Annotated in this window: 32 protein-coding genes and 1 other RNA gene; 28 read left to right on the top strand and 5 right to left on the bottom strand. The window is 42.3% G+C overall.

Going from position 1 to position 19,963, the window contains the following annotated elements; all coding sequences use genetic code 11:
- Positions 1-123: 123 nt before the first annotated feature.
- The gene (locus tag MKY62_RS18115) at positions 124-525 is read right to left on the bottom strand and encodes a transcriptional regulator (RefSeq protein ID WP_009329609.1); all 402 of its coding nucleotides are present in this window, start codon (positions 523-525) and stop codon (positions 124-126) included.
- Between the two features lie 152 nt (positions 526-677).
- On the opposite strand from MKY62_RS18115, the gene MKY62_RS18110 reads away from it, so the two are divergent.
- The 7 genes from MKY62_RS18110 to ssrA all read left to right on the top strand — a co-directional run bounded on the left by MKY62_RS18110 (position 678) and on the right by ssrA (position 5,886).
- Entirely contained in the window at positions 678-911 is a 234-nt protein-coding gene (locus MKY62_RS18110; protein WP_085959538.1) for a helix-turn-helix transcriptional regulator, read from the top strand.
- Between the two features lie 28 nt (positions 912-939).
- Entirely contained in the window at positions 940-1,224 is a 285-nt protein-coding gene (locus tag MKY62_RS18105) for an AbrB/MazE/SpoVT family DNA-binding domain-containing protein (RefSeq protein WP_003185421.1), read from the top strand.
- 170 nt (positions 1,225-1,394) lie between these two features.
- The gene (secG, locus tag MKY62_RS18100; protein ID WP_003185418.1) at positions 1,395-1,625 is read left to right on the top strand and encodes a preprotein translocase subunit SecG; all 231 of its coding nucleotides are present in this window, start codon (positions 1,395-1,397) and stop codon (positions 1,623-1,625) included.
- 140 nt (positions 1,626-1,765) lie between these two features.
- Positions 1,766-2,512 carry a carboxylesterase gene (locus MKY62_RS18095; RefSeq protein ID WP_011198329.1) on the top strand — a complete coding sequence of 249 codons (747 nt, stop codon included), beginning with the start codon at positions 1,766-1,768 and terminating at the stop codon, positions 2,510-2,512.
- 13 nt (positions 2,513-2,525) lie between these two features.
- Positions 2,526-4,829 (top strand): ribonuclease R, encoded by a 2,304-nt coding sequence (gene rnr / locus MKY62_RS18090; protein WP_003185414.1) that lies wholly within the window; start codon positions 2,526-2,528, stop codon positions 4,827-4,829.
- A 111-nt stretch (positions 4,830-4,940) separates the two neighbouring features.
- Entirely contained in the window at positions 4,941-5,414 is a 474-nt protein-coding gene (gene smpB, locus MKY62_RS18085; RefSeq protein WP_009329604.1) for an SsrA-binding protein SmpB, read from the top strand.
- A 116-nt stretch (positions 5,415-5,530) separates the two neighbouring features.
- Positions 5,531-5,886: a transfer-messenger RNA gene (ssrA, locus tag MKY62_RS18080) on the top strand.
- A gap of 79 nt (positions 5,887-5,965) precedes the next feature.
- On the opposite strand, the gene MKY62_RS18075 is transcribed toward ssrA, so the two are convergent.
- Entirely contained in the window at positions 5,966-7,060 is a 1,095-nt protein-coding gene (locus MKY62_RS18075) for a site-specific integrase (RefSeq protein ID WP_003185410.1), read from the bottom strand.
- 70 nt (positions 7,061-7,130) lie between these two features.
- Positions 7,131-7,781: a LexA family transcriptional regulator gene (locus MKY62_RS18070; RefSeq protein WP_016886531.1), complete on the bottom strand. Its 651-nt coding sequence runs from the start codon at positions 7,779-7,781 to the stop codon at positions 7,131-7,133.
- Positions 7,782-7,937: 156 nt separating this feature from the next.
- Between MKY62_RS18070 and MKY62_RS18065 the strand changes: the two genes are divergently transcribed.
- Together MKY62_RS18065 and MKY62_RS18060 are read left to right on the top strand one after the other, a co-directional pair.
- The gene (locus MKY62_RS18065; RefSeq protein WP_016886532.1) at positions 7,938-8,177 is read left to right on the top strand and encodes a helix-turn-helix transcriptional regulator; all 240 of its coding nucleotides are present in this window, start codon (positions 7,938-7,940) and stop codon (positions 8,175-8,177) included.
- A gap of 14 nt (positions 8,178-8,191) precedes the next feature.
- Positions 8,192-8,461: a hypothetical protein gene (locus tag MKY62_RS18060; RefSeq protein ID WP_016886533.1), complete on the top strand. Its 270-nt coding sequence runs from the start codon at positions 8,192-8,194 to the stop codon at positions 8,459-8,461.
- Here MKY62_RS18060 and MKY62_RS18055 read toward each other — a convergent pair.
- On the bottom strand, positions 8,424-8,741 hold the full coding sequence (locus MKY62_RS18055; protein ID WP_016886534.1) for a hypothetical protein: 318 nt from the start codon (positions 8,739-8,741) through the stop codon (positions 8,424-8,426). The two genes, MKY62_RS18060 and MKY62_RS18055, sit on opposite strands and share 38 nt — an antisense overlap.
- A 61-nt stretch (positions 8,742-8,802) precedes the next feature.
- On the opposite strand from MKY62_RS18055, the gene MKY62_RS18050 reads away from it, so the two are divergent.
- From MKY62_RS18050 to MKY62_RS18030, 5 genes are all read left to right on the top strand, one after another.
- Complete coding sequence (locus MKY62_RS18050) at positions 8,803-9,597, top strand: ORF6N domain-containing protein (protein ID WP_016886535.1); 795 nt, start codon at positions 8,803-8,805, stop codon at positions 9,595-9,597.
- The gene (locus tag MKY62_RS18045) at positions 9,594-9,782 is read left to right on the top strand and encodes a helix-turn-helix domain-containing protein (protein WP_003185403.1); all 189 of its coding nucleotides are present in this window, start codon (positions 9,594-9,596) and stop codon (positions 9,780-9,782) included. The genes MKY62_RS18050 and MKY62_RS18045 overlap by 4 nt, the downstream gene beginning before the upstream one ends.
- 131 nt (positions 9,783-9,913) lie before the next feature.
- On the top strand, positions 9,914-10,102 hold the full coding sequence (locus MKY62_RS18040) for a hypothetical protein (protein WP_016886536.1): 189 nt from the start codon (positions 9,914-9,916) through the stop codon (positions 10,100-10,102).
- Between the two features lie 57 nt (positions 10,103-10,159).
- The gene (locus tag MKY62_RS18035) at positions 10,160-10,714 is read left to right on the top strand and encodes a hypothetical protein (RefSeq protein WP_003185401.1); all 555 of its coding nucleotides are present in this window, start codon (positions 10,160-10,162) and stop codon (positions 10,712-10,714) included.
- Between the two features lie 125 nt (positions 10,715-10,839).
- Positions 10,840-10,995 (top strand): hypothetical protein, encoded by a 156-nt coding sequence (locus tag MKY62_RS18030; RefSeq protein ID WP_155266364.1) that lies wholly within the window; start codon positions 10,840-10,842, stop codon positions 10,993-10,995.
- Here MKY62_RS18030 and MKY62_RS18025 read toward each other — a convergent pair.
- Positions 10,967-11,518, bottom strand: coding sequence for a hypothetical protein (locus MKY62_RS18025; RefSeq protein WP_016886538.1), 552 nt, complete (start codon positions 11,516-11,518; stop codon positions 10,967-10,969). The genes MKY62_RS18030 and MKY62_RS18025 overlap by 29 nt on opposite strands.
- Positions 11,519-11,580: 62 nt before the next feature.
- Here MKY62_RS18025 and MKY62_RS18020 point away from each other — a divergent pair, with 62 nt between their 5' ends.
- The 14 genes from MKY62_RS18020 (at position 11,581) to MKY62_RS17955 (ending at position 19,717) form a co-directional block, all read left to right on the top strand.
- Positions 11,581-11,847 carry a YqaH family protein gene (locus MKY62_RS18020; protein WP_009330095.1) on the top strand — a complete coding sequence of 89 codons (267 nt, stop codon included), beginning with the start codon at positions 11,581-11,583 and terminating at the stop codon, positions 11,845-11,847.
- An 87-nt stretch (positions 11,848-11,934) separates the two neighbouring features.
- Positions 11,935-12,177, top strand: a complete 243-nt coding sequence (locus MKY62_RS18015) for a hypothetical protein (RefSeq protein ID WP_011198322.1) — start codon at positions 11,935-11,937, stop codon at positions 12,175-12,177.
- Positions 12,178-12,268: 91 nt separating this feature from the next.
- Positions 12,269-12,829: a host-nuclease inhibitor Gam family protein gene (locus MKY62_RS18010; RefSeq protein WP_016886540.1), complete on the top strand. Its 561-nt coding sequence runs from the start codon at positions 12,269-12,271 to the stop codon at positions 12,827-12,829.
- Positions 12,830-12,832: 3 nt separating this feature from the next.
- Positions 12,833-13,765: an AAA family ATPase gene (locus MKY62_RS18005; protein ID WP_011198320.1), complete on the top strand. Its 933-nt coding sequence runs from the start codon at positions 12,833-12,835 to the stop codon at positions 13,763-13,765.
- Positions 13,765-14,202, top strand: coding sequence for a DUF669 domain-containing protein (locus MKY62_RS18000; protein ID WP_003185383.1), 438 nt, complete (start codon positions 13,765-13,767; stop codon positions 14,200-14,202). The genes MKY62_RS18005 and MKY62_RS18000 overlap by 1 nt, the downstream gene beginning before the upstream one ends.
- Positions 14,203-14,262: 60 nt before the next feature.
- On the top strand, positions 14,263-16,695 hold the full coding sequence (locus MKY62_RS17995; RefSeq protein ID WP_016886541.1) for a phage/plasmid primase, P4 family: 2,433 nt from the start codon (positions 14,263-14,265) through the stop codon (positions 16,693-16,695).
- Positions 16,696-16,970: 275 nt separating this feature from the next.
- Positions 16,971-17,234 (top strand): hypothetical protein, encoded by a 264-nt coding sequence (locus MKY62_RS17990; RefSeq protein ID WP_016886542.1) that lies wholly within the window; start codon positions 16,971-16,973, stop codon positions 17,232-17,234.
- Positions 17,212-17,649, top strand: coding sequence for a hypothetical protein (locus MKY62_RS17985; RefSeq protein WP_011198317.1), 438 nt, complete (start codon positions 17,212-17,214; stop codon positions 17,647-17,649). Before MKY62_RS17990 ends, MKY62_RS17985 begins: the two co-directional genes overlap by 23 nt.
- Complete coding sequence (locus tag MKY62_RS17980; RefSeq protein WP_009329253.1) at positions 17,646-18,185, top strand: ERCC4 domain-containing protein; 540 nt, start codon at positions 17,646-17,648, stop codon at positions 18,183-18,185. Before MKY62_RS17985 ends, MKY62_RS17980 begins: the two co-directional genes overlap by 4 nt.
- Positions 18,182-18,352 carry a Fur-regulated basic protein FbpA gene (locus tag MKY62_RS17975; protein ID WP_009329251.1) on the top strand — a complete coding sequence of 57 codons (171 nt, stop codon included), beginning with the start codon at positions 18,182-18,184 and terminating at the stop codon, positions 18,350-18,352. The genes MKY62_RS17980 and MKY62_RS17975 overlap by 4 nt, the downstream gene beginning before the upstream one ends.
- A 2-nt stretch (positions 18,353-18,354) precedes the next feature.
- Positions 18,355-18,477 carry a hypothetical protein gene (locus tag MKY62_RS17970; RefSeq protein ID WP_257227968.1) on the top strand — a complete coding sequence of 41 codons (123 nt, stop codon included), beginning with the start codon at positions 18,355-18,357 and terminating at the stop codon, positions 18,475-18,477.
- On the top strand, positions 18,440-18,868 hold the full coding sequence (locus MKY62_RS17965; protein ID WP_011201737.1) for a putative metallopeptidase: 429 nt from the start codon (positions 18,440-18,442) through the stop codon (positions 18,866-18,868). The genes MKY62_RS17970 and MKY62_RS17965 overlap by 38 nt, the downstream gene beginning before the upstream one ends.
- Positions 18,869-18,937: 69 nt before the next feature.
- On the top strand, positions 18,938-19,210 hold the full coding sequence (locus MKY62_RS17960; protein WP_011198316.1) for a DUF5052 family protein: 273 nt from the start codon (positions 18,938-18,940) through the stop codon (positions 19,208-19,210).
- A 126-nt stretch (positions 19,211-19,336) separates the two neighbouring features.
- The gene (locus tag MKY62_RS17955; protein ID WP_009329244.1) at positions 19,337-19,717 is read left to right on the top strand and encodes an ArpU family phage packaging/lysis transcriptional regulator; all 381 of its coding nucleotides are present in this window, start codon (positions 19,337-19,339) and stop codon (positions 19,715-19,717) included.
- Positions 19,718-19,963: the final 246 nt, after the last annotated feature.

Here is a 19,963-nt window from a genome sequence, read left to right as displayed (position 1 = left end):
GTTGACTATAGGAAATACTTAGACAGGAAAAATATTGACAAAAGTTAACATAAGGGATAAAATAACAGCAGGATCGTAAACAGACGAAAATGATAGAGAGGAGAGTGTGCCGCGGAGAAGTATTCAGTTTTTGTTTCGGCTGCTTGCTTCCTGCACGAGAAAGTCGAAATATTTGTCCAGGTTTTCGATGTCTTTTTTTGAAAGCACCTTCCACTTTTCGCTGTCAAACAGAGAAAGGTCCTCTAAATCGTACTGTGACACGATGTCGTAAATGGAATCATAGCTGCTTCTTGCTTCCTGGACTGTAGACGCGCTGATATAGCCTGCAGATGCCATCAGTTCCTCATACGGGACTTTCAAAGCGTCCGCCAGTTTTCTGATCGTCGCCGGCTTCGGCACGCCGCGCTTTCCGTTTTCGATTCGCGAAATGCCTGCCGAACTGACGCCGGAATACATCGCCAGTTGATTGACGGTCAGTTTTTTCCGTTCCCTTAATTGTCGTAAATGGTGTCCAAAGTTCGTCATGGCCAAAACCTCGCAATCTCTTATTATAAAATATTTTAGTACGAATATTGCCTATAGGAAACATATGGATGGTAAAAGTATTGACAAAAGTTAACAAATCGTATATGTTCAATGTAGATAAAAAGAAACATAAGAGATTAGAAAGGGGAGTAATCATGGTAAAAAAGATTCATATCAAAAGAGATTTTGTTCTCCAGTACATGATTGAACACAATCTCTCCTTAAATCAGCTTGCCATTGAAATCGGCGTATCCCCGGCGACACTCAGCAGAGTTTTAAATGGCGAAAGGAGGCCCGGACAACTTGTGATCGGAAAGATGATTCAGTATTTCAACAAAAAATTTGAAGATCTCTTTTATTATAAAGATGTTGACAAAAGTCAATAAAGAAAGGAGAAAAGGAGGCTTTTCAAACGTGAAAAATACCGGGATTGTCCGGAGAATCGATGAGCTCGGCAGAGTCGTTCTCCCGGTCGAAATGCGCAGGGTGCTGAATATCAATGAAAAGGACCCGCTCGAAATATATACCGACGGCGAAAACATCATTTTGACAAAATACGCCGCAAACATGGCATGTTTGATGACCGGCGACATCACCACGAAAAATAAAACGTATGCGGGCGGCAAAATCGTACTCAGCCCGCGCGGAGCGGAAATGCTCCTGGAAGATATGATGGCGGCACTGTCAGAAAAGAAATAAATGTGATTACATATTCCGCAGGAAAGGGAGCAGAGCCGCTCTCTTTTTTTGTATACCTTATTCCGGCGCTGGGAAAAAATAAAAAAAGCTGTTCGAAACGCTCGTGACATGCGCTTGCTTTTCATGTAAAATAAAACTATTGTCAGCCAGTTTGTCTGGAGGTGTAGGTTATGGCCGCATTTTTAACGGTCTTATTAGTGATTGTAAGTATCGTATTAATCGTTGTCGTTTTACTGCAATCCGGCAAAAGCGCCGGATTATCAGGCGCGATTTCCGGCGGAGCCGAGCAGCTTTTCGGAAAGCAGAAAGCAAGAGGACTTGATTTGATTCTTCACCGGATGACGGTCGTTTTAACCGTGCTTTTCTTTTTCTTAACGATTGCGCTTGCTTACTTTGTATAAGACAATGAAGCATGAGGTCTGATGTTCAAGTCAGGCCTTTTTCCTATTTGCCGGTCTTTGTCTGAAGGGGCCGGCCGATTGATAAAGTTTGTTTCAAGACTAAACGTGGAAGAATACATATGAAAAGGAGACAGTGAATCATGAAAATTGTCAAACCACAACCTTTCACATTTAAAGGCGGAAAAAAAGCCGTCCTGCTGCTGCACGGATTTACGGGCAACACGGCGGACGTTAGAATGCTCGGAAGATATTTGAATGAAAAAGGCTACACATGCCATGCGCCCCAATATAAAGGCCACGGCGTGCCTCCAGAAGAACTTCTCTCCACAGGACCGGAAGACTGGTGGAAAGACGTCATGGACGGATATGAATATCTGAAATCGGAAGGATATGAACAAATCGCCGCTTGCGGACTGTCTCTCGGAGGGGTTTTTTCATTGAAATTGGGTTACACTGTACCCATAAAGGGAATTGTTCCAATGTGCGCGCCGATGTACATCAAAAGCGAAGAGACGATGTACGAGGGTGTGCTTGATTATGCCCGCAATTATAAGAAATTTGAAGGCAAGACAGCGGAGCAGATTAACGCTGAGATGGAAGAATTCAAAAAAACGCCGATGAACACGTTGAAAGCACTGCAGGATTTGATTGCCGATGTCAGAGAGCATGTGGACATGATCTATTCGCCTACATTTGTCGTGCAGGCGCGCCACGATCATATGATTAATACGGATAGCGCAAACATCATCTACAATGAAGTTGAAACGGATGATAAGCAGCTGAAATGGTATGAAGAATCAGGTCATGCCATCACATTGGATAAAGAACGCGAAACACTGCACAAGGATGTGTATCAATTTTTAGAAACGTTGGATTGGCAGACATAAGGAGGTCTGATTAGTGGAAAAAGAAGAATTTATGGATAAGCTTCTCTCCTTTATGAAAGAAGAAGCATATAAACCTCTTACAGTTCAGGAACTGGAAGAGATGCTGGAAATCACCGATTCGGACGAATACAAAGAGCTCGTCAAAGCTCTTGTAACCCTTGAAGAAAAAGGGCTTGTCGTCAGAACGAGAAGCAACCGCTACGGTTTGCCCGAAAAAATGAATCTGATCAAAGGGAAGGTGTCGGCGCACGCGAAAGGCTTCGCGTTTGTCCTTCCCGAAGACTCCTCGCTTGACGATGTCTTCATTCCGCCGTCTGAGCTGAACACAGCAATGAACGGAGATACCGTGCTCGTCCGCCTGAGCACAGAATCCGGCGGTACAAAAAAAGAAGGGGCCATCATCCGCATCATCGAGCGCAACATTCAGAAGATTGTCGGCACATACACAGAGACGAAAAACTTCGGCTTCGTCATTCCCGACGATAAAAAAATCACGAATGACATCTTTATTCCGAAGCACGCCAAAAACGGCGCCGTCGAGGGTCATAAAGTCGTCGTCCGCCTGACAAGCTATCCTGAAGGCCGGATGAGTGCAGAAGGGGAAGTCATCGAGATTCTCGGTCATAAAAACGATCCCGGCATCGACATTCTTTCGATTATTCATAAGCACGGCCTCCCGGGAGACTTTCCGGCTGAGGCGATGGAACAGGCCGGCAATACGCCTGATACAATCGATGAGAAAGATCTTGAAGGCAGACGGGATCTGCGCGATCAAACGATCGTCACGATCGACGGCGCAGATGCCAAAGACTTGGACGATGCCGTTACCGTCACAAAACTCAAAAACGGCCATTATAAACTCGGCGTCCACATTGCCGACGTCAGCCATTATGTAACGGAAGGATCTCCGATTGACCAGGAAGCGTATGAACGCGGCACGAGCGTCTACCTTGTCGACCGGGTGATTCCGATGATCCCGCACAGGCTGTCAAATGGAATCTGCTCCTTGAATCCGAAGGTCGACAGGCTGACAATGTCATGCGAAATGCTCATTAATCCTCAAGGGCAAGTCGTCGAGCACGAAATTTTTCAAAGCGTCATTAAAACGACCGAGCGGATGACTTATTCTGATGTGAACAAAATTTTAGTCGATGATGATGAAGAGCTGAAACAGAAGTATGAGGCCCTTGTCCCGATGTTTAAAGACATGGAAGACTTGGCTGCGATTCTGCGCGGCAAGCGGATGGAACGCGGAGCCGTCGACTTTGACTTTAAGGAAGCGAAGGTTCTCGTCGACGAAGAAGGAAAAGCGAAGGACGTCGTCTTGAGAGAACGGTCGACTGCTGAAAAGCTGATTGAAGAATTTATGCTTGTCGCCAATGAAACGGTCGCTGAGCACTTTCATTGGATGAATGTTCCGTTTATTTACCGGATTCACGAAGATCCAGATCAGGAAAAGCTGCAGAGATTTTTGGAGTTCGTTACGACATTCGGCTATGTCGTCAAAGGAACGGCGGGAAGTATCCATCCGAAAGCGCTGCAAAGCGTGCTTGAAGAAGTCAGGGATCGTCCTGAAGAAGCCGTAATTTCAACGGTTATGCTCAGGTCGATGAAACAGGCGAAATACGATCCGCAAAGCCTGGGGCACTTCGGCTTGTCGACTGAATTCTACACGCATTTCACGTCTCCGATTCGCCGCTATCCTGACTTAATCGTCCACAGACTGATCAGGACCTATTTGATTCAGGGCAAGACAGACGAAGCGACAAGGGAAAAATGGGCCGAGAAACTGCCTGAGATCGCCGAGCATACGTCAAATATGGAACGCAATGCCGTAGATGCGGAGCGGGAAACGGACGATCTGAAAAAAACCGAATTTATGCTGGATAAGATCGGTGAAGAATTTGACGGCGTCATCAGCTCCGTCACGAACTTCGGCATGTTCGTCGAGCTGCCGAACACGATCGAAGGGCTTGTCCACGTCAGCTTTATGACGGATGATTTCTACCGTTATGATGAACAGCACTACGCGATGATCGGCGAGCGCACGGGCAACGTGTACCGGATCGGCGATGAGATTACGGTCCGCGTCGTTGACGTCAATAAAGACGAGCGGAACATCGATTTTGAAATCGTCGGCATGAAAGGCTCCCGCCGCCGGCAGAAGCCGGAGCCAAAGCAGAAAAAGGCTTCAAAAAGAGAGGCTCCATCGGCTGACAAAGGGGAATGGTTCACCAAGCCGAAAAAGAAAAAAGTAAAGAAAAAACGCGGTTTTCAAAACGCGCCGAAACAAAAACGCAAGAAAAAGAAAAAATAGACGGCACACGTCAAAAAAAGGGCGGCGAAATTGTAAGACGAACGTTCATTTGATAGAATAATACGTATTCGCCGCCCTTTAGTGAGATTGAAGGCGGGAGGAGGTTGCCGTATGCCAAAGGGAGAAGGGAAGGTTGTTTCCCAAAATAAAAAAGCAAATCACGATTATTTCATAGAAGAAACATACGAAACAGGCATCGTGCTTCAAGGAACGGAAATCAAGTCCATTCGCGCCGGTCGGGTGAATTTAAAGGACGCGTTTGCCAAAATTGAACGCGGAGAAGTGTTCCTCCACAATATGCACATCAGCCCGTATGAGCAGGGGAACCGCTACAACCATGATCCGTTGCGAACGAGAAAGCTTTTGATGCACCGCAAGCAGATCAACAAATTGATCGGTTTGACGAAAGAGCAGGGATATTCGCTCGTACCGCTCAAGATTTATTTGAAGAACGGCTTCGCAAAAGTGCTGCTCGGTCTCGGAAAAGGGAAGAAGAAGTTCGACAAACGCGAAGACTTGAAGCGCAAAGACGCCAAACGCGAAATCGAAAGAGCGTTCCGCGACAGGCAAAAAGGCTTGATCTAAAGCCAGAACTCATGTTATCCTATATGAACGTGATCACAGACATTACCATTTGGAATTGACGCGTGATCTTGTTATAATAGTGATGCAGCCAGTTATCCGGCTTCCTTTTCATCCAAGGGGACGTTACGGATTCGACAGGGACGGATCGAGCTTGAGCTGCGAGCCGAGAGGCGATCTCGTAAAAACGCACCTAAATATAACTGGCAAATCTAACCAGAACTTAGCACTAGCTGCCTAATTAGCGCAGCGAGCTCTTGCCCGCATCGCCTATGTGCCGGTTAAGAGCCCATAACGAAGTAGGCTACGCTTGCGCCCCCGTCTGAGGGCGCAGGAAGAGACTCATCAGACTAGCTCTCCGAGGGCCCGCCCGCAGGCACGAAGATGAGCGAAACTAAATATGCAGGGCTACGCTCGTAGACGCTGAAGCAATCGACGTTTCTGGACGTGGGTTCGACTCCCACCGTCTCCATCTTTTGAGTTTTAAGGTTGATTTGATAGGGTTTATGAAACCGTGGTAAGAATTGTGGTAAGAATTTTTACGCGCTAGAGTATCAAGCTTCTTTAAGGTGAATAATTTCAGCAGTCTTGAAGTCGTCTTCCATTTTGAGGACGGCTTCTTTTTCTGTGCTCGGATATAAATGGCTGTATATGTTGAGTGTTGTGCCCACATCCTTGTGACCGAGCCTTTTTGCCACGACAGATGGGATTGTGTTCCTGTTAATTAAATAGCTAGCATGTGAATGGCGGAAATCATGTAGACGAATTTTTTTAACCTTTGCCGCCTTAACGTATTCAGCGTATTTTCTATCTAGTGTTGTAGTTGAAATGTGGTCATGAAATTCCCCAAATACTACATATGTCATTTTTGTCTTGGTTTTTGCTTTTAATTGAGCTAATAACCTCATTACGTGTTTAGGCATCATGATTTTTCGTATAGACGATGTTGTTTTTGGTTTAGTCACTATTCGGTTATAAACGGTCTTATCGATATTTATAGTGTTACTGTCAAAATCAATATCTCCCCATGTGAGAGCTAATAACTCTCCCTTTCGCATACCGCTATAATAGAGTGTCATAAAAAGTGCATAATATAACTGATCATCTACGTGTTGAATAAACGCTTTAAACTCGTCTAACGTCCAATAATTGATGTGTTTATCTTCTTCTATATCCACATTTCCTGCTAAACGTGCTGGATTATCTTTTGTGTACTCTTGTTTAATCGCAAAGTTAAATACAGCCGATAAAACTTGATGTATCTTTTTGACGTGCGCAACGGCATATCTATCAAGCAAATCATTCTGAAAACGCATTATGTCCCTTGAACGAATGTTGTTAATTTTCTTGCTCCCGAACCTTGGTATCAAGTGAGTATTTATAATGCTACTTGTTTTTAAATATGATGATGCCTTTCTTCTTTTTTTGTACCATTTCAAGTATTCTTTTGCGACAAATTCAAAAGTTGGATTATCTTCATTTTCTCCGTCGTCAGTTTCTAGTCGTAAAAGGGTTTCTGCTTCAGCCCTCTTCGCTTCTCCGCTTGATTTAAATCCTCTTCTTTTTATCTGTTTGTATTCTCCATTTCTGTTTGTATAGGATATGATAAAATAATATGTTCCCCTTTCCTTGTCTTTATAGACAGGCATACTAAATTCACTCCTTTAAAAAAAGGCGGGTGATCGTCCCGCCTGTGATTAAATTTTTAGCGCTAACAACTTAATCTAATTCTGCGATATATAGAACTACTTTTCCGTGAATTCTTAAATCGATGTTATCAGCAGATGTTACGTAATCCGTAAAACTTAAATCGGAAGAATCAGGCCTAAATATAACTTTATCTTCCCTGCGGTAAAATCTCTTGACAGCATAATCCCCGCCGTCACTGTAAACCACTATATCTCCATCGCGTAGATTGGATAATGGTACAGGCCTTACTGCAATCAGTGAGTCGTGGGGCATAATCCTATTCATGCTATCTCCATTAATCCGCATCATAAAGATGTCTTTCCTACCTGCCCATTTGCCCATAAGGTTGTCCGGTATTGAGATATACTCCACATTGTTTTCATCTATGCTGTCTATGCATAAAGGAAGGCCGGCGGATATGCCTATCGGGTAGTATGGGTATTTGGTTGAGTTGATCTCTACTGGTTCATCTCTCGATTCAATCAAAATGTCAACAGGAGAAATATCTAAAACACTTGCGAATTTAGGTATGTCATCCATCGGAATTTTTCTTGTTCCACTTTCGTATCTCGAAATAGTCCCTTTCGTAACACCAACCCTATTGGCAAGTTCTACCGCAGATAGACCCTTTCTTTCCCTTATCTTTTTTATATACTGTGCTATTTCAATTGAATTTCTCATGCTAGCACCTCCTTTCAATCAGATAATAACATGTTTCCTTTAAGGAAACAATAATTAGGGTTAAAAATATTTTTTGTGTTTTTTTGAGCTAATAGTTGACAATTAGGAAACTTGATATTATTATGGACCTAACAACAAACGAAAGTGGGTGAAAAAATGAAGTTTAATTACAATCGTTTGAAAGCAGAAAGAATTGCCAGAGGTCTAACTGTGCAAGACATGGCTGACTTCCTTGGCATTTCTAAAGGTACGTATTCCAAAAAAGAGAATGGGAAAATAGCTTTGACAGTGGAAGATTTCTCCCTAATATCTAATAGACTTGGAATAAAAAGAGAAAAAATTGATATTTTTTTTGCTAAAAAAGTTTCCGATTTGGAAACAACGAAAATTTCGTAGGAGGCAAATCAAAAATGAGCATAAATAGACAGTTTAAGGTAAAGGACGAGAAGCTCTTAGCTGAATCTGAATTAAACTTACCTGGTTGGTTGAGTAGGGTACAAAAACAAGAAATTGGAACTGCTATAAAAGAAGGCACTCCCATCTTAATAACGGGGAAGCAGGCACCTACAGGTAAGACGTATTTAGCAAACCTGTTAAAAGAACAAGGCGTCCTTGCCTTCGAAGAATGGGAGTGCGTAAAGGTTACTTTAAACGATTTGCTCGAATACGAGTCTGATTAACCGATCTTTCGGATACGTTAAATACCCAATTAAGTGCTGATTCATCTTTCGCTTTGAACCCGCACTTTATCATCGCACCTTTAAATGCGCCGTTACCTATATAGAAGCCACCAGTGTCTTCAAACAAATGTTTCAAACCATAAGAGGTGCGACGGTCATTAAAGGTTTTGGTGGGTTTGAGATTAGTCTCAATCCAACTAGTTAAATGTTTTTGTTCGCCAGGAGTTAAATAATCGAAGGCATCTGGATGATTATGTAACTCTTCACCTGTTTCACTCATTACTGATACACCTCCCTTCAATCAATAGTTTAGCAGAAAGGGAGATAGAAAGGAGAAAACAATGAATCTATCAATTATTGAAAAGAATAACCAACGTGTTTTAACAACAGCCCAGTTGGCAGAAAGCTATGGGACGAATAACCGTCGGATCTCCGAGAATTTTAAACGTAACATAAATCGCTTTAAAGAAGGGAAACATTTTTACTCTTTGCAAGGGAAGGAAAAACGGGATTTTATCAACCATACGCAAATTGAGGATGGTTCAAAAAACGCCCAAACGCTCTACCTTTGGACGGAAAAAGGTGCATGGCTTCATGCGAAGTCACTAAATACCGATCAAGCCTGGGACGCTTATGAAATGCTTTTGGATGAGTATTACAACGTCAAGCAAACTCAAATTGATACATCCCAGTTAAGCCCTGAACTACAAATGTTCAAGCAAATTTTTGATTCAGTAGCCCGTACACAACTAAAGCAGCAGGAACAAGACAAACGCCTTGATGCTGTTGAAAAGAAGCAAGACAACATTAAAGAAGTTCTTTCGCTTAATCCTACTGAATGGAAAAAGAAAGTGAACAAGATCATCAATGCTATTGCGCTATCAAAAGGCGGTTTCCAAGCCTATGCAGATGTTAGGAAAGAAAGTTATCAATTGTTGGAAGATAGAGCGAGATGTCGTTTATCCATTAGGCTTACGAATAAGAAATCCGAAATGGCCTTAAACGGTGTGCCTAAGTCAAAAATAGACAAGGTAAACAAAATGGACGTTATTGGCGATGATGCTCGCTTGACTGAAATTTATCTAGCGATCGTGAAGGAAATGGCCATTAAGTACGGTGTGGGTGAGGCGTCATGATACATAAACTCTACGTTGCTCGTCGAGAACGTGGATTGTATCAAAAAGATGTCGCTCGAAAAATCGGTATTCATCCACAGACCTACCATGAAAAGGAACGTGGGAAAAAGGAATTTACTTTAAGAGAAGCAAAGGCGCTTACCAAATTGTTTGGCTGCACTCTGAATGATCTATTTCAAGATTGAAGAAGTGTGGATAGCTGTTACTCAAAAAAAGCAACAGCTCAAGGGAATGAAACGACATACACTGACCATCACATCAAAATACCAATGGCAATTAAATATCATGCAGACCTAAAAAATGAGGAGGGTTTATCATGACATGCACACTAGAACTAAAACGTGAACAGCCCGAAAAAGCGCAAAAAGTTGTGGTGATTAGTACAGATACACATCAACAGTTAAAAGATTTAAGTGCAGAAACAGGTATCAAGTTACATAAATTAATTGATTCCTGTCTCCGCTTCGCATTAGATCACATTGTGATTGTAGGGGAAGATGACTAGCATTCCTAGTAAAAGAGGAAGATGCCCCTGCGGACTAAGCAAATGAGGAGGATTTTCATGAAAACACAACTCAAAGTGATCGAGGGTACTCGAAAGCCAGACCACTACTCAATCTACCACAGGATGTTTCAAAAAGCGGTAATTGAGAGTGCGAGAAAAATACAAAGAACTAATCAAATTGATACAGACGATTTCAAGAAAATCGCGTTTGCTGGAATCAAGATGATCAACCTGGAGAAGGCTAGATCACGCCGTTTCCTAGAAGTAAAGCTGCGTTTAATTGAGTTCATTCAAACCGTAATAGGAAAGCTTACACCCGGAGAATTGATGCAGATGTTCCCCATCCGTAAGCAGTATGATGGTGAAAAGTTTGGAATGAAAGACTATTTCAGTACCATGCATGCTGTCAAAGAAAAAGGAATAGACAATTGCATAGGAACGGAAGAAGAGGTATTCGATTTCCTTTGGGATTATCAGAATCCGGATATCACTTTATTCATGGTTACCTTAGTATCGACAGTTAGTGATTTAGGAAGAGCCTCAGGACAAAAAAGTCTGTTTGAAGAATTCGCTGATAAAAACGACATTGCTATAGATGTTATGACCCATTGAAGGGAGGTGAGAAAATGAAGATCAAAACAAAAGAATGGCTTGCTTTAAGCGAGGCGGAACGTTTTATGAAGATTTATCAAGCATTTGTGAAGAAGCATATCTAAAAATCAAAAGGAGGTAGGAAAATGGAAAAACAAAATAAATCAACCCCTGCGGCAACAGAGGTTGAAAAGGTTCGGGGTGATCATATGGATAGCAGAAGATTTCATTTAATTGGAATTATAGTCAGTAGTATTTGTGTCATTCTGTCTCTTACTGCATTAATTCTGTCGCTTTTATAAAATCGCTTCTTCTTGCTTTTACAGGAATTGTATAGTCTTTTCTTGATGTTTTAATTGTTAATTCTCCATCAATTTCGTTCGTTGTATTACTCAAGTAAGGAATCGTCAAAAATATTATTAGTCCATATTCTGAAGAGTAAGGGCTCAAATTTACAGGTGGTTTTAAATTTTTAAACTCGGCTATTTCAATTGATGCTTCTTCATCACCAATTTGAGAAATAATATATTTTTTTCCAGGTCTATGATGTCCCTTGTAAAAGACAGGGTCCTCAAATTTTGAAGAGGTAAATTGGTATTCGTAAATGGATATAGGTTGTTCGCTTTTATTCACGAGACTGAGCTCAAGTATTAATCTGTAAGGTTTCCCGTAGCGATCGTTACCTTTGATGACTTTGAATAAAAAAGCATCTAACACATTTATTTCTAGTTTCGGAAAAGTAGAGAAGTATTTTAGTAAGTGAACAGCCAATGTAAATAAAGAAATGACTACTGCAATTATTGACAGAATTGTTGAGATCTCCAAATAAATACACTCCTATCTTAGATGGTAGGAACATTATACCAATAAAGAAAGGTGGTACGGGTATGAACCTAAACCGATTTCTAAAAACTGACCGCGAAAAGGCGGAAAGGCTGTTCATTTCAACGCGAGATCTTATTGCGGAATTGCCTGCCGCGATCGAGGAACATGATTTTGAAGGATGTGTAGAAATTGCGGCAACAATCATTTTAAATTGCAAGGATCTTAAACGGATGGAGCACCCGGAACAGGTTGTTCGGCTTCACGAAATCGCGTCCAAATTTGCGAACAGGGGATTAAACGTTTCAACTGTAAGGAGATCGTTTCAATGAATATTGAACATCCAATGGTCACGGAGATCAACCGTTACGGATATCCTTTGGAATATTTGAAAGACGAGGTAGAAAAGGAGGATGAAAATGGATCAAAAACAGATTGACTCAGTATTGCACCTTGTCGAATATGCATTGAGAAATGGTGGGAGGATTGACATTGTCTATCACTGTAAAAATGAAAAGGCAGCTCTTCAAAACGTGAAAGATGCCGCTGAAAATTTGAACACAGAGATTAATCAGCGTTCCTATGATAATAGCTTTTGGTACGAGACTGAAATTAACAGGAAAATTCAAATGACTGCATTTTATCCGTCAGCTTATGAATAAAAAAGCCGCCTTGGCAGAGGCGACTAAAAACAAAACTCACAACATCATTTTAAATGGTGTTTAATACAAAATCAATACAGGAGGTATATACATGAATCCATTACAGGCATTTGAATTAAGTGAAATTTCAAATAAAAATGAAGCGCCGCAGGAGGAACGTCCACAGTTTGAGATCACGGATATGAATAGCCTAAATTGGGCTTTCCGGAAAATTGCTGCTTTAAAGACACAGGAAAAAGAAATTAAGTCTTTGGCGGCAACCGAAAGGCAGCGGATCGATGAATGGGAAACGCAGGAGCTCAAACCTGTTGCGGACAATCTTGCGTTCTTTGAAAACTTGGTCAGCGTTTATCACTCAAAGCAGCTCGATCAGGATCCAAAAGCAAAAACACTTTCCACTCCTTACGGTAAGTCAAAAAGCCGCACAATTAAAGAGCAGCCTAAGCCAGCCGATAAGGATCAGCTTCTCAAGCATGTGAAAGAGGCTGGTCTCACTGAATTTATCAAAGAAGATGTCAAATGGGGCGACTTTAAAAAATCTCTGTCTATCAAAGAGGTGGACGGCAAAAAGGTTGTCGTTGATGAAAATGGACAAGCTGTTCCGGGGGTAGAAATAGAACCTGCCTCCACAAGCTTCAAAGTGGAGGTGTAATAGATGTTTCAAGTCACAAACGCACAGCGTGAAAAGGAAAAGGCAATTGTCGGCTTTATAGGACCGAGTGGATCCGGAAAGACTGCCGGTGCCCTGCTTGTCGCTTACGGAATGATGCGGGAAGCATACCCGGATGCAAGTGATAAGGAAGTCTGGTCAAAGATTGGTGTTGTGGATACTGAGCACCGTCGCGCCAAACTGTATGCAAACTTGCAATTTGATGATGTACGGATTGGCAGCTTCAAGCACATCGATTTTACACCGCCTTATACCACAGAACGGTATCAAATGGCTCTTGAAGCAATTAAGGAAGCCGGTGCAGAAGTTGTCATAATTGACTCGCTTTCCCACAATTGGGCGGGGGAAGGCGGCATTGTTGAAAAACATGGGGAAATGCAAGGTAACTCATTTCAAAACTGGGGTAAACTTGCGCCCGAAACTACGAAATTAATAAAAACGTTAACGCAAAATGACGTCCACATTCTGGCGACGCTTCGGACCAAAACTGAGTACGTTGTTGAGCCGAACAGTGAGGGGAAAATGGCGCCGCGTAAGGTCGGGACCAAGCCTGTGCAAAAAGACGAAATGGAGTATGAATTCATGCTCAATTTCAATATTGGTATTGATCATTTGGCGGAAACTTCCAAAGATAATACCCGCATGTTTGAAGGCTCTTCTTTTAAACTCAATCCAGAAGTCGGCCGCAAGCTTTACCAATGGCTTGAGCTCGGTATTGACGTGAAAGCAGAGGAAGAAGCCGAACGGATTCGATTGATTGATGAAATTAAAACAATCGTCGCCGGCAACGAAACAGCCGCCCAGATGATTGAAGAATTTCAGATCAAAGCAAATAAAAAACTTGATCAATGGACTATTAAGTTGGCATCTGCCGCACTTGATAGATTACAAGCTTTAAAGACTAAGGAGGAAAAATAATGTTTACAGTAGACCACAGCAAAGGTGAAGCTTTTGAACCGATTAAACCAGGAGAATACGAAGCGACAGTTATCAACTTTGAAGCCAAAACGGCTGCATCCGGAAATGAGCGCCTTGTCGTAGATTATGAAATTCGTTCTGACGTTGAACAGCCATGCCAGGGCCAAAAAATCCTATACGATAACTTCACCGTTACGGAAAATGCAATGTGGAGATTTCACCAAGCATCAAAGGCCGCGGGTTTTCCAAACGGAATGCAATTTAAGGATCATATCGAATGGGCCAAGGCGTTTCTGAATAAACCGGTTCGCCTGCTTGTCGGGGAAAGAGAGCATAACGGCAAGAAATATCCGGAAGTAAAAGCGTTTAAGCCGTCAGAAGCGCCAGCACCGGAAACCGAACCAATTAATATCAGTGACGATGATGTACCGTTTTGATCATAAAAAACACATTTGAGGGAGTGTATAGCTCCCTCGTTTTTAAAGGGGAGTTATCACATGTACGAATTTAAGAATATACCGCAAGAGTTAAAAAACGCCCCTCAGTGGATTTTATGGCGTTCCGAAGAACGTGACGGTAAGAAAACAAAATTGCCCTACCAGATTGATGGCAGCATGGCTCAATCCAGTAATAAAAGAACCTGGTCGACGTTCCCGACCGTTTTGAAATTTTATAACGATCGAGATTATGACGGGATCGGCTTCATGCTTTCAAAAGATGATCCGTTCATCGGCATAGACATAGATCATTGTGTGGAGGATGGTGTCTTGTCCCCGTTCGCTGAGAAAATTGTTCAGGCGATTGGCAGCTACACCGAATATTCACCCAGCGGCAAGGGCGTCCACATTATCACAAAAGGTAAGATCCCATTGCGGGGGCCGGGCACAGGTAGGAAAAATCCTGAACTTGGGCTGGAAGTATACCGCCACGGCCGTTATTTCACCTTTACCGGCAATAGTCTCGGGATCGGGGCCGTTGAAGAACGAACGGACGAGCTCAAAGAGCTTTTCGAGAAATATTTGAAGGACAAAAAAGAAGAATCGAAACCTTCCAAACTCCCTGCTGCTTCATCCCGTGATATGAGCAACCTCTCTAATAAGGAGATATGGGAAAGGATGTTCAACAGCAAGAACGGGAAGAGCATTCAGGATCTGTTTAACGGTCATCTGATAAATGATGATCACTCGGCCACAGATATGGCTTTGTGTAATCATTTGGCATTCTGGACGGATAAGGATCCCGCAAAAATGGATTCAATGTTTCGCGAATCAGGTTTGTTCCGGGAGAAATGGGATCGACAGCATTCATCCGATGGCGCTACATATGGAGAAATGACCATTGCCGCGGCCGTTTATTCTACTCATACGACAATTTCTGATTTGCTGGAAGAACAGCAGGAACAGCCGTATGAAGTATATATTTCCCATCCCGAAAATTCTCAAGTTGAGGATACCGAAGAGATCATTGACACTCCGCCGGCGTTTCATTTGACGGAGCTCGGCAACGCGGAACGAGTTGTCTACTACCACGGAAAGAATATTCGATATTGTAACGAGCTTGACTGGCTGATCTGGAACGGCAAGCGATGGGAAGAAGACAGCAAACGAAAAATTGAAGCCATTACCGCTAAGACATTACGGGCGTTGTACGGCGAGGCTAAGGCCACAGAAGACAAATTCCGAAAAAAGCAGCTGAACGATTGGGCGAAGAAATGCGAGCGCCGCAACATACGGATGAACACAATTTTAGATGTTCGGCCAATGGTTTCAGTGAGGAAGCAGGAACTGGATTCCCACAAATATCTTTTTAATTGCGATAACGGTGTGATCGATCTAAAAACAGGCGAACTTCTGCCGCATGATCGGGATCTGCTTTTCACGAAAATATCTCCTATCTCTTATCAAACTGATGCCGACTGCCCGAACTGGAAAACTTTTTTGGAAAGTATTTTTATAGATGACCAGGGCACGCCAAACTATGAAATTATTGATTTCATGCAAAAGGCAATTGGCTATTCACTGACCGGGGATACCACGGAACAAGTCATGTTCTTTCTATTCGGGAACGGCCGGAATGGTAAATCAACTTTTATCAATACGGTTCAGCACTTGTTCGGGGACTATGGCCGTCAGACAAACAGTGACACCTTCATTAAGAAGAAAAATGATAGTGCCATAAACAATGATATTGCCCGGCTGGACGGCGCCCGGTTTGTGTCGGCCGTTGAGAGTGAAGAAGGGCAGCAGCTGTCTGAATCGTTGGTGAAGCAGATCACCGGCGGCGAAAAGATGTCGGCGCGTTTCCTGCGCCAGGAATATTTTGAGTTTACGCCGGAATTTAAAGTCTTCTTTACCACAAACCATAAACCGATCGTGAAAGGCAGCGATGAAGGTATTTGGCGCCGGATCCGGCTAATCCCGTTCACTGTCACGATCCCAAAAGAAAAAGTAGACAAGAAGCTGCCGCAGAAACTGGCCGCGGAAATGCCTGGGATCCTCCGCTGGGCCGTTGAAGGCTGTTTGAAGTGGCAGAAGGAAGGCCTTGGAGAGCCGGAAGCGATCAAGAAGGCAACAGATGGCTATCGGGAGGATATGGACATTCTCGCCCCTTTTCTTGCTGAAAAGTGTGTCACTCATCCGGCTGCAAAAATCGAAGCAAAGGAACTCTATAAGGAATACAAAGATTGGTGTTATGAAAATGATGATGTTGAGTTAAAAAACCGTGCCTTTTATCGTCAATTAGAAATTCGAGGTTTTAAAAAAGCAAAAGGAGCAAAAAACAAGACATTTATTCATGGAATAACATTAAATCAGTATGCTGAAGGAAGATTTTTAAAGAATAATGATGGGCGGGTTACTGAAAGGGTTACTGAAATCACTACAAAAAGCAACCCAGATAAGATTACTTCAATCAATAGAAAGAAGCTTTAAACGTTGATATATAAGGGTTTATCAGAGATTTACATTATTTAGGGGTTACTGAGGTTACTGAATTTTCTATGTTCCATCTACTGAAAAAAATAAATAAAAAAATAAATATATATATTAATTATTATTTATAGAGCTTAATAGTGAAATAGAAAAATTCAGTAACCCTTTAATCAAAAAAATGTCTCAATCCATTGATATGACTGGATTTCGAGTGGGTTACTGAAATTTTAATTTGATAACCCTTTTAGTAACCCCTTTTTAAAAGAGGTGAAAAAATGAATTGCGCAGATACTATTGAGGATTTCATTAAAAACCAATGTATTCGTTCTTGTGGTGGGAAGGTTGAAGCCAAATTGCTTTATGTTGCATGTAGAGAATATTTTGGTTTACGTGAAAACTCATTTATCGGTACTCGGACGTTTTATGAAATATTAAGACAATTAAAATATGATCTTAGAAAATCAACTGGAAATAAGCTCTTTGTTTTCGGTATAGCATTAAAAAGTGGTGATTCCAATGCACCCAAAACAAATTTGTGAAGACCTTGCCTTTTTAGGTTCACCTTTAGTTCTGGATGGGGATGACCTTTATATTGAGCATCCGGAGAACGTCTATCCAGAACTTGTGGAATTTGTTCAGTCACATAAAAAACGGATCATCCAGTATTTAAAAGGTGAATACTCAGTGCAGGATCATAAAGTCAAACAGACCATTGATAAAATCATCAATTATTTTATGGGCATAGATCAAGAAATGAATCCAAAAATAGACGACTGGTTCAATCATGAGTGGGATGCGGCAATCAAAGCCGCGAGATTGCTTGTTCTATTTTGGGAGAACGGCTGGAGAGATCTGAACAGCTCCGTTGCGAATTTTGAGGATGAAGAAACGGACAAACTCTCTTTAGAAATCTATGAAAGGGCCATGTCGTACTTTAAGGGGAAGAAAGCATGACGATTATTCACTATAACTATTCGGATACAGAATTAAAAAATATTCTCGACAGCATGATCATTATTGTGGATACGAGGGAGCAGAAGAACCAGCATGTTCTTGACTATCTCCGCAAAAAGAACGTATCTATCAAATTCAAAGGGATGAAGACGGGCGACTATTCTGCCATGATCCCGAAAAACGAGGAATACGGGATTAGCCGGGACATGTATTTGAACGCTGCTATCGAACGGAAAAATGGAGTTGATGAGCTGGTTCAATCCATTAAGGACCGTTCTCGGTTTGAAAATGAATTGATCCGTGCAGCCAAACACCCCTTCACTCTTCTTGTGGAGGATCTGGAAGGCTACCAAAAAATATTGAACGGAAAATATCGCTCACAATATAAGCCGCAATCTTTGCTTGGCAGCTTAAAAACGTTTGAAGTCCGTTACAATTTCTCAACCGTTTTTATTAATCCGAGCGCGACCGGAAACTATATCTATCACCATTTTCATTATATGGCCCGGGAGCTGTTAAAGGGGGGCCTTGTGTGAATGAATTAATGAAGGCCCTTTATTGTGAAAGGAAAAAGGACGAGCTTAAAGCGCGGCTGCTTAAAATGGGGTATTTTAAAACGCCTGACGGCCGGCAGCTGTACGAGCTTTCATTGGCTGAATTAGACGCAATATTCAAAAAGAAATTGATTGAAAGGGGAAAATGACCATGGCATTTGTAGGTTTTGAAGAATCACAAGAGGTGCGGCAGTTGGCCGAAAGTTTAATCGATAAGCATCACCCACATTTAAAAGATGAAGAAACACATTGGTTTTTACATCCGGGAAGGTAACAACAAATGGGCCGGGAAGGCAAAAAAATGCACGGCCTTTGAGCGCCATATGACCGATTACATGCTTTTTGTATTCATCAATAAGGAAGCCTGGAAGACGATGAACCCAGAGCAGCGCGCCGCCCTGGTCGATCATGAGCTTTGTCATTTTACCCGCGCGGAATGGGAGGAACCGGATCCGAATGACTCAAGCAAATGGGTTACTATGTACGGGCCCGCAGAAGATCCCGACAGCTGGGGGATCCGCGAGCATGACGTTGAAGAGTTTTCGGAAATCATTGAGCGTCACGGTCTTTGGGAAAAAGGGATTGAATCATTTGCTGCTGCCGTCCGAGAGGCTGACTATCAAATGAATATTGATGATGTGAAAAGACTTCAAAGGGTGAAATGATGGGAGGCGGCGGAGCCGTAATCAATCAAAACCCAATATTGGGGGCTGACCAGTGGAAGGAGCATGAGAATGAAAAAAGCTATTGCCACAATCGTAATTCTGCTGCTTGTCGCGTTGGCGGCAGGTTGTGAGTCATGGGATAGAATGGTGAAGGATTTTAACGCATCCAATAATGGATTAGAACGGACGGCAACTGTCTACGATCAGAACGGAAATAAGATCAAAACATACAAAGGCAAATTTGATGTTGAAGTCAATGACTATGGGAATAAGGTGAAATTCGACCTGGACGGAAAACGAATCATGATCAGCAATGCAGTTGTGATTGTGGAGGAAAACTAGGGGGGCAATCATGATATATGTGATTATAGGGATCCTCATTCTTGCCGCTTCATTCATCTGGATGGAGATTGCAGAAAGACGGATTCAGGAATGGGAAAAAGAAAAATGAACGAATGGAGGGAAAGGATGTCAAAGGAACAGCTATCTTTTCTCGATGATGTGGACGAAAAAGCCGTCCGGAAAATAGTCATCAAAGAATTGAAAAATTACCGCGCGCTCAAAGTCCAATTAGAGAATAAAAAAGAATGTTCATCTGCCGGCTTTAACATTTTCCCTTCCCTCCGGGATTCATTTACCGTTAATGAACTCAAAGTCAAACAGATGGAACGGGCTTTACAAAACAGCTTGGACGATGAAGAACGTTTGATTATCGAAAAGAAATACCTGACGGCTGCCAGGGTGAAAGACATCAATATTTATATGGAACTCGGCATGAAAAAGGATACCTATTATGAAATAAAGCAGCGGGCAATCTGCCGTATTGCAACAGCACTCGGAATTATCTGAGTGCTTTTTTCATCGAGAAAAACCCGACAAAATCCCGACATTTTTCCGATAATCGGGGGGATAAAGAGGGGGAATTTTTATGCGTAATTTATCGATAAGATTTACTTATCAAGAAATAACGGGATACGCACCATTCCCTTATCAAGGTGAATTCGGATACTCAAATTAAGGCGATGAAGAATGAAGCCAAACGGGAGGAGCATTCTGAGCCGGATCGCGCTAGTCTTGCGGCTTTGGAATCGGGAG

It is taken from the genome of Bacillus sp. FSL R7-0646, from assembly GCF_037969865.1.
In the GTDB taxonomy this organism is placed as follows: Bacteria; Bacillota; Bacilli; order Bacillales; family Bacillaceae; genus Bacillus; species Bacillus licheniformis.
Note: the sequence above shows the minus strand (reverse complement) of the source record. Positions and strands in the feature narration are given on the sequence as shown.

Coding starts and splice junctions, on each gene's coding strand:
- MKY62_RS18115 (WP_009329609.1), bottom strand. CDS start 525: ATGACGAACTTTGGACACCATTTACGACAATTAAGGGAACGGAAAAAA.
- secG (WP_003185418.1), top strand. CDS start 1,395: ATGGCCGCATTTTTAACGGTCTTATTAGTGATTGTAAGTATCGTATTA.
- MKY62_RS18095 (WP_011198329.1), top strand. CDS start 1,766: ATGAAAATTGTCAAACCACAACCTTTCACATTTAAAGGCGGAAAAAAA.
- smpB (WP_009329604.1), top strand. CDS start 4,941: ATGCCAAAGGGAGAAGGGAAGGTTGTTTCCCAAAATAAAAAAGCAAAT.
- MKY62_RS18075 (WP_003185410.1), bottom strand. CDS start 7,060: ATGCCTGTCTATAAAGACAAGGAAAGGGGAACATATTATTTTATCATA.
- MKY62_RS18070 (WP_016886531.1), bottom strand. CDS start 7,781: ATGAGAAATTCAATTGAAATAGCACAGTATATAAAAAAGATAAGGGAA.
- MKY62_RS18065 (WP_016886532.1), top strand. CDS start 7,938: ATGAAGTTTAATTACAATCGTTTGAAAGCAGAAAGAATTGCCAGAGGT.
- MKY62_RS18060 (WP_016886533.1), top strand. CDS start 8,192: ATGAGCATAAATAGACAGTTTAAGGTAAAGGACGAGAAGCTCTTAGCT.
- MKY62_RS18055 (WP_016886534.1), bottom strand. CDS start 8,741: ATGAGTGAAACAGGTGAAGAGTTACATAATCATCCAGATGCCTTCGAT.
- MKY62_RS18050 (WP_016886535.1), top strand. CDS start 8,803: ATGAATCTATCAATTATTGAAAAGAATAACCAACGTGTTTTAACAACA.
- MKY62_RS18045 (WP_003185403.1), top strand. CDS start 9,594: ATGATACATAAACTCTACGTTGCTCGTCGAGAACGTGGATTGTATCAA.
- MKY62_RS18040 (WP_016886536.1), top strand. CDS start 9,914: ATGACATGCACACTAGAACTAAAACGTGAACAGCCCGAAAAAGCGCAA.
- MKY62_RS18035 (WP_003185401.1), top strand. CDS start 10,160: ATGAAAACACAACTCAAAGTGATCGAGGGTACTCGAAAGCCAGACCAC.
- MKY62_RS18030 (WP_155266364.1), top strand. CDS start 10,840: ATGGAAAAACAAAATAAATCAACCCCTGCGGCAACAGAGGTTGAAAAG.
- MKY62_RS18020 (WP_009330095.1), top strand. CDS start 11,581: ATGAACCTAAACCGATTTCTAAAAACTGACCGCGAAAAGGCGGAAAGG.
- MKY62_RS18015 (WP_011198322.1), top strand. CDS start 11,935: ATGGATCAAAAACAGATTGACTCAGTATTGCACCTTGTCGAATATGCA.
- MKY62_RS18010 (WP_016886540.1), top strand. CDS start 12,269: ATGAATCCATTACAGGCATTTGAATTAAGTGAAATTTCAAATAAAAAT.
- MKY62_RS18005 (WP_011198320.1), top strand. CDS start 12,833: ATGTTTCAAGTCACAAACGCACAGCGTGAAAAGGAAAAGGCAATTGTC.
- MKY62_RS18000 (WP_003185383.1), top strand. CDS start 13,765: ATGTTTACAGTAGACCACAGCAAAGGTGAAGCTTTTGAACCGATTAAA.
- MKY62_RS17995 (WP_016886541.1), top strand. CDS start 14,263: ATGTACGAATTTAAGAATATACCGCAAGAGTTAAAAAACGCCCCTCAG.
- MKY62_RS17990 (WP_016886542.1), top strand. CDS start 16,971: ATGAATTGCGCAGATACTATTGAGGATTTCATTAAAAACCAATGTATT.
- MKY62_RS17985 (WP_011198317.1), top strand. CDS start 17,212: ATGCACCCAAAACAAATTTGTGAAGACCTTGCCTTTTTAGGTTCACCT.
- MKY62_RS17980 (WP_009329253.1), top strand. CDS start 17,646: ATGACGATTATTCACTATAACTATTCGGATACAGAATTAAAAAATATT.
- MKY62_RS17970 (WP_257227968.1), top strand. CDS start 18,355: ATGGCATTTGTAGGTTTTGAAGAATCACAAGAGGTGCGGCAGTTGGCC.
- MKY62_RS17965 (WP_011201737.1), top strand. CDS start 18,440: ATGAAGAAACACATTGGTTTTTACATCCGGGAAGGTAACAACAAATGG.
- MKY62_RS17960 (WP_011198316.1), top strand. CDS start 18,938: ATGAAAAAAGCTATTGCCACAATCGTAATTCTGCTGCTTGTCGCGTTG.
- MKY62_RS17955 (WP_009329244.1), top strand. CDS start 19,337: ATGTCAAAGGAACAGCTATCTTTTCTCGATGATGTGGACGAAAAAGCC.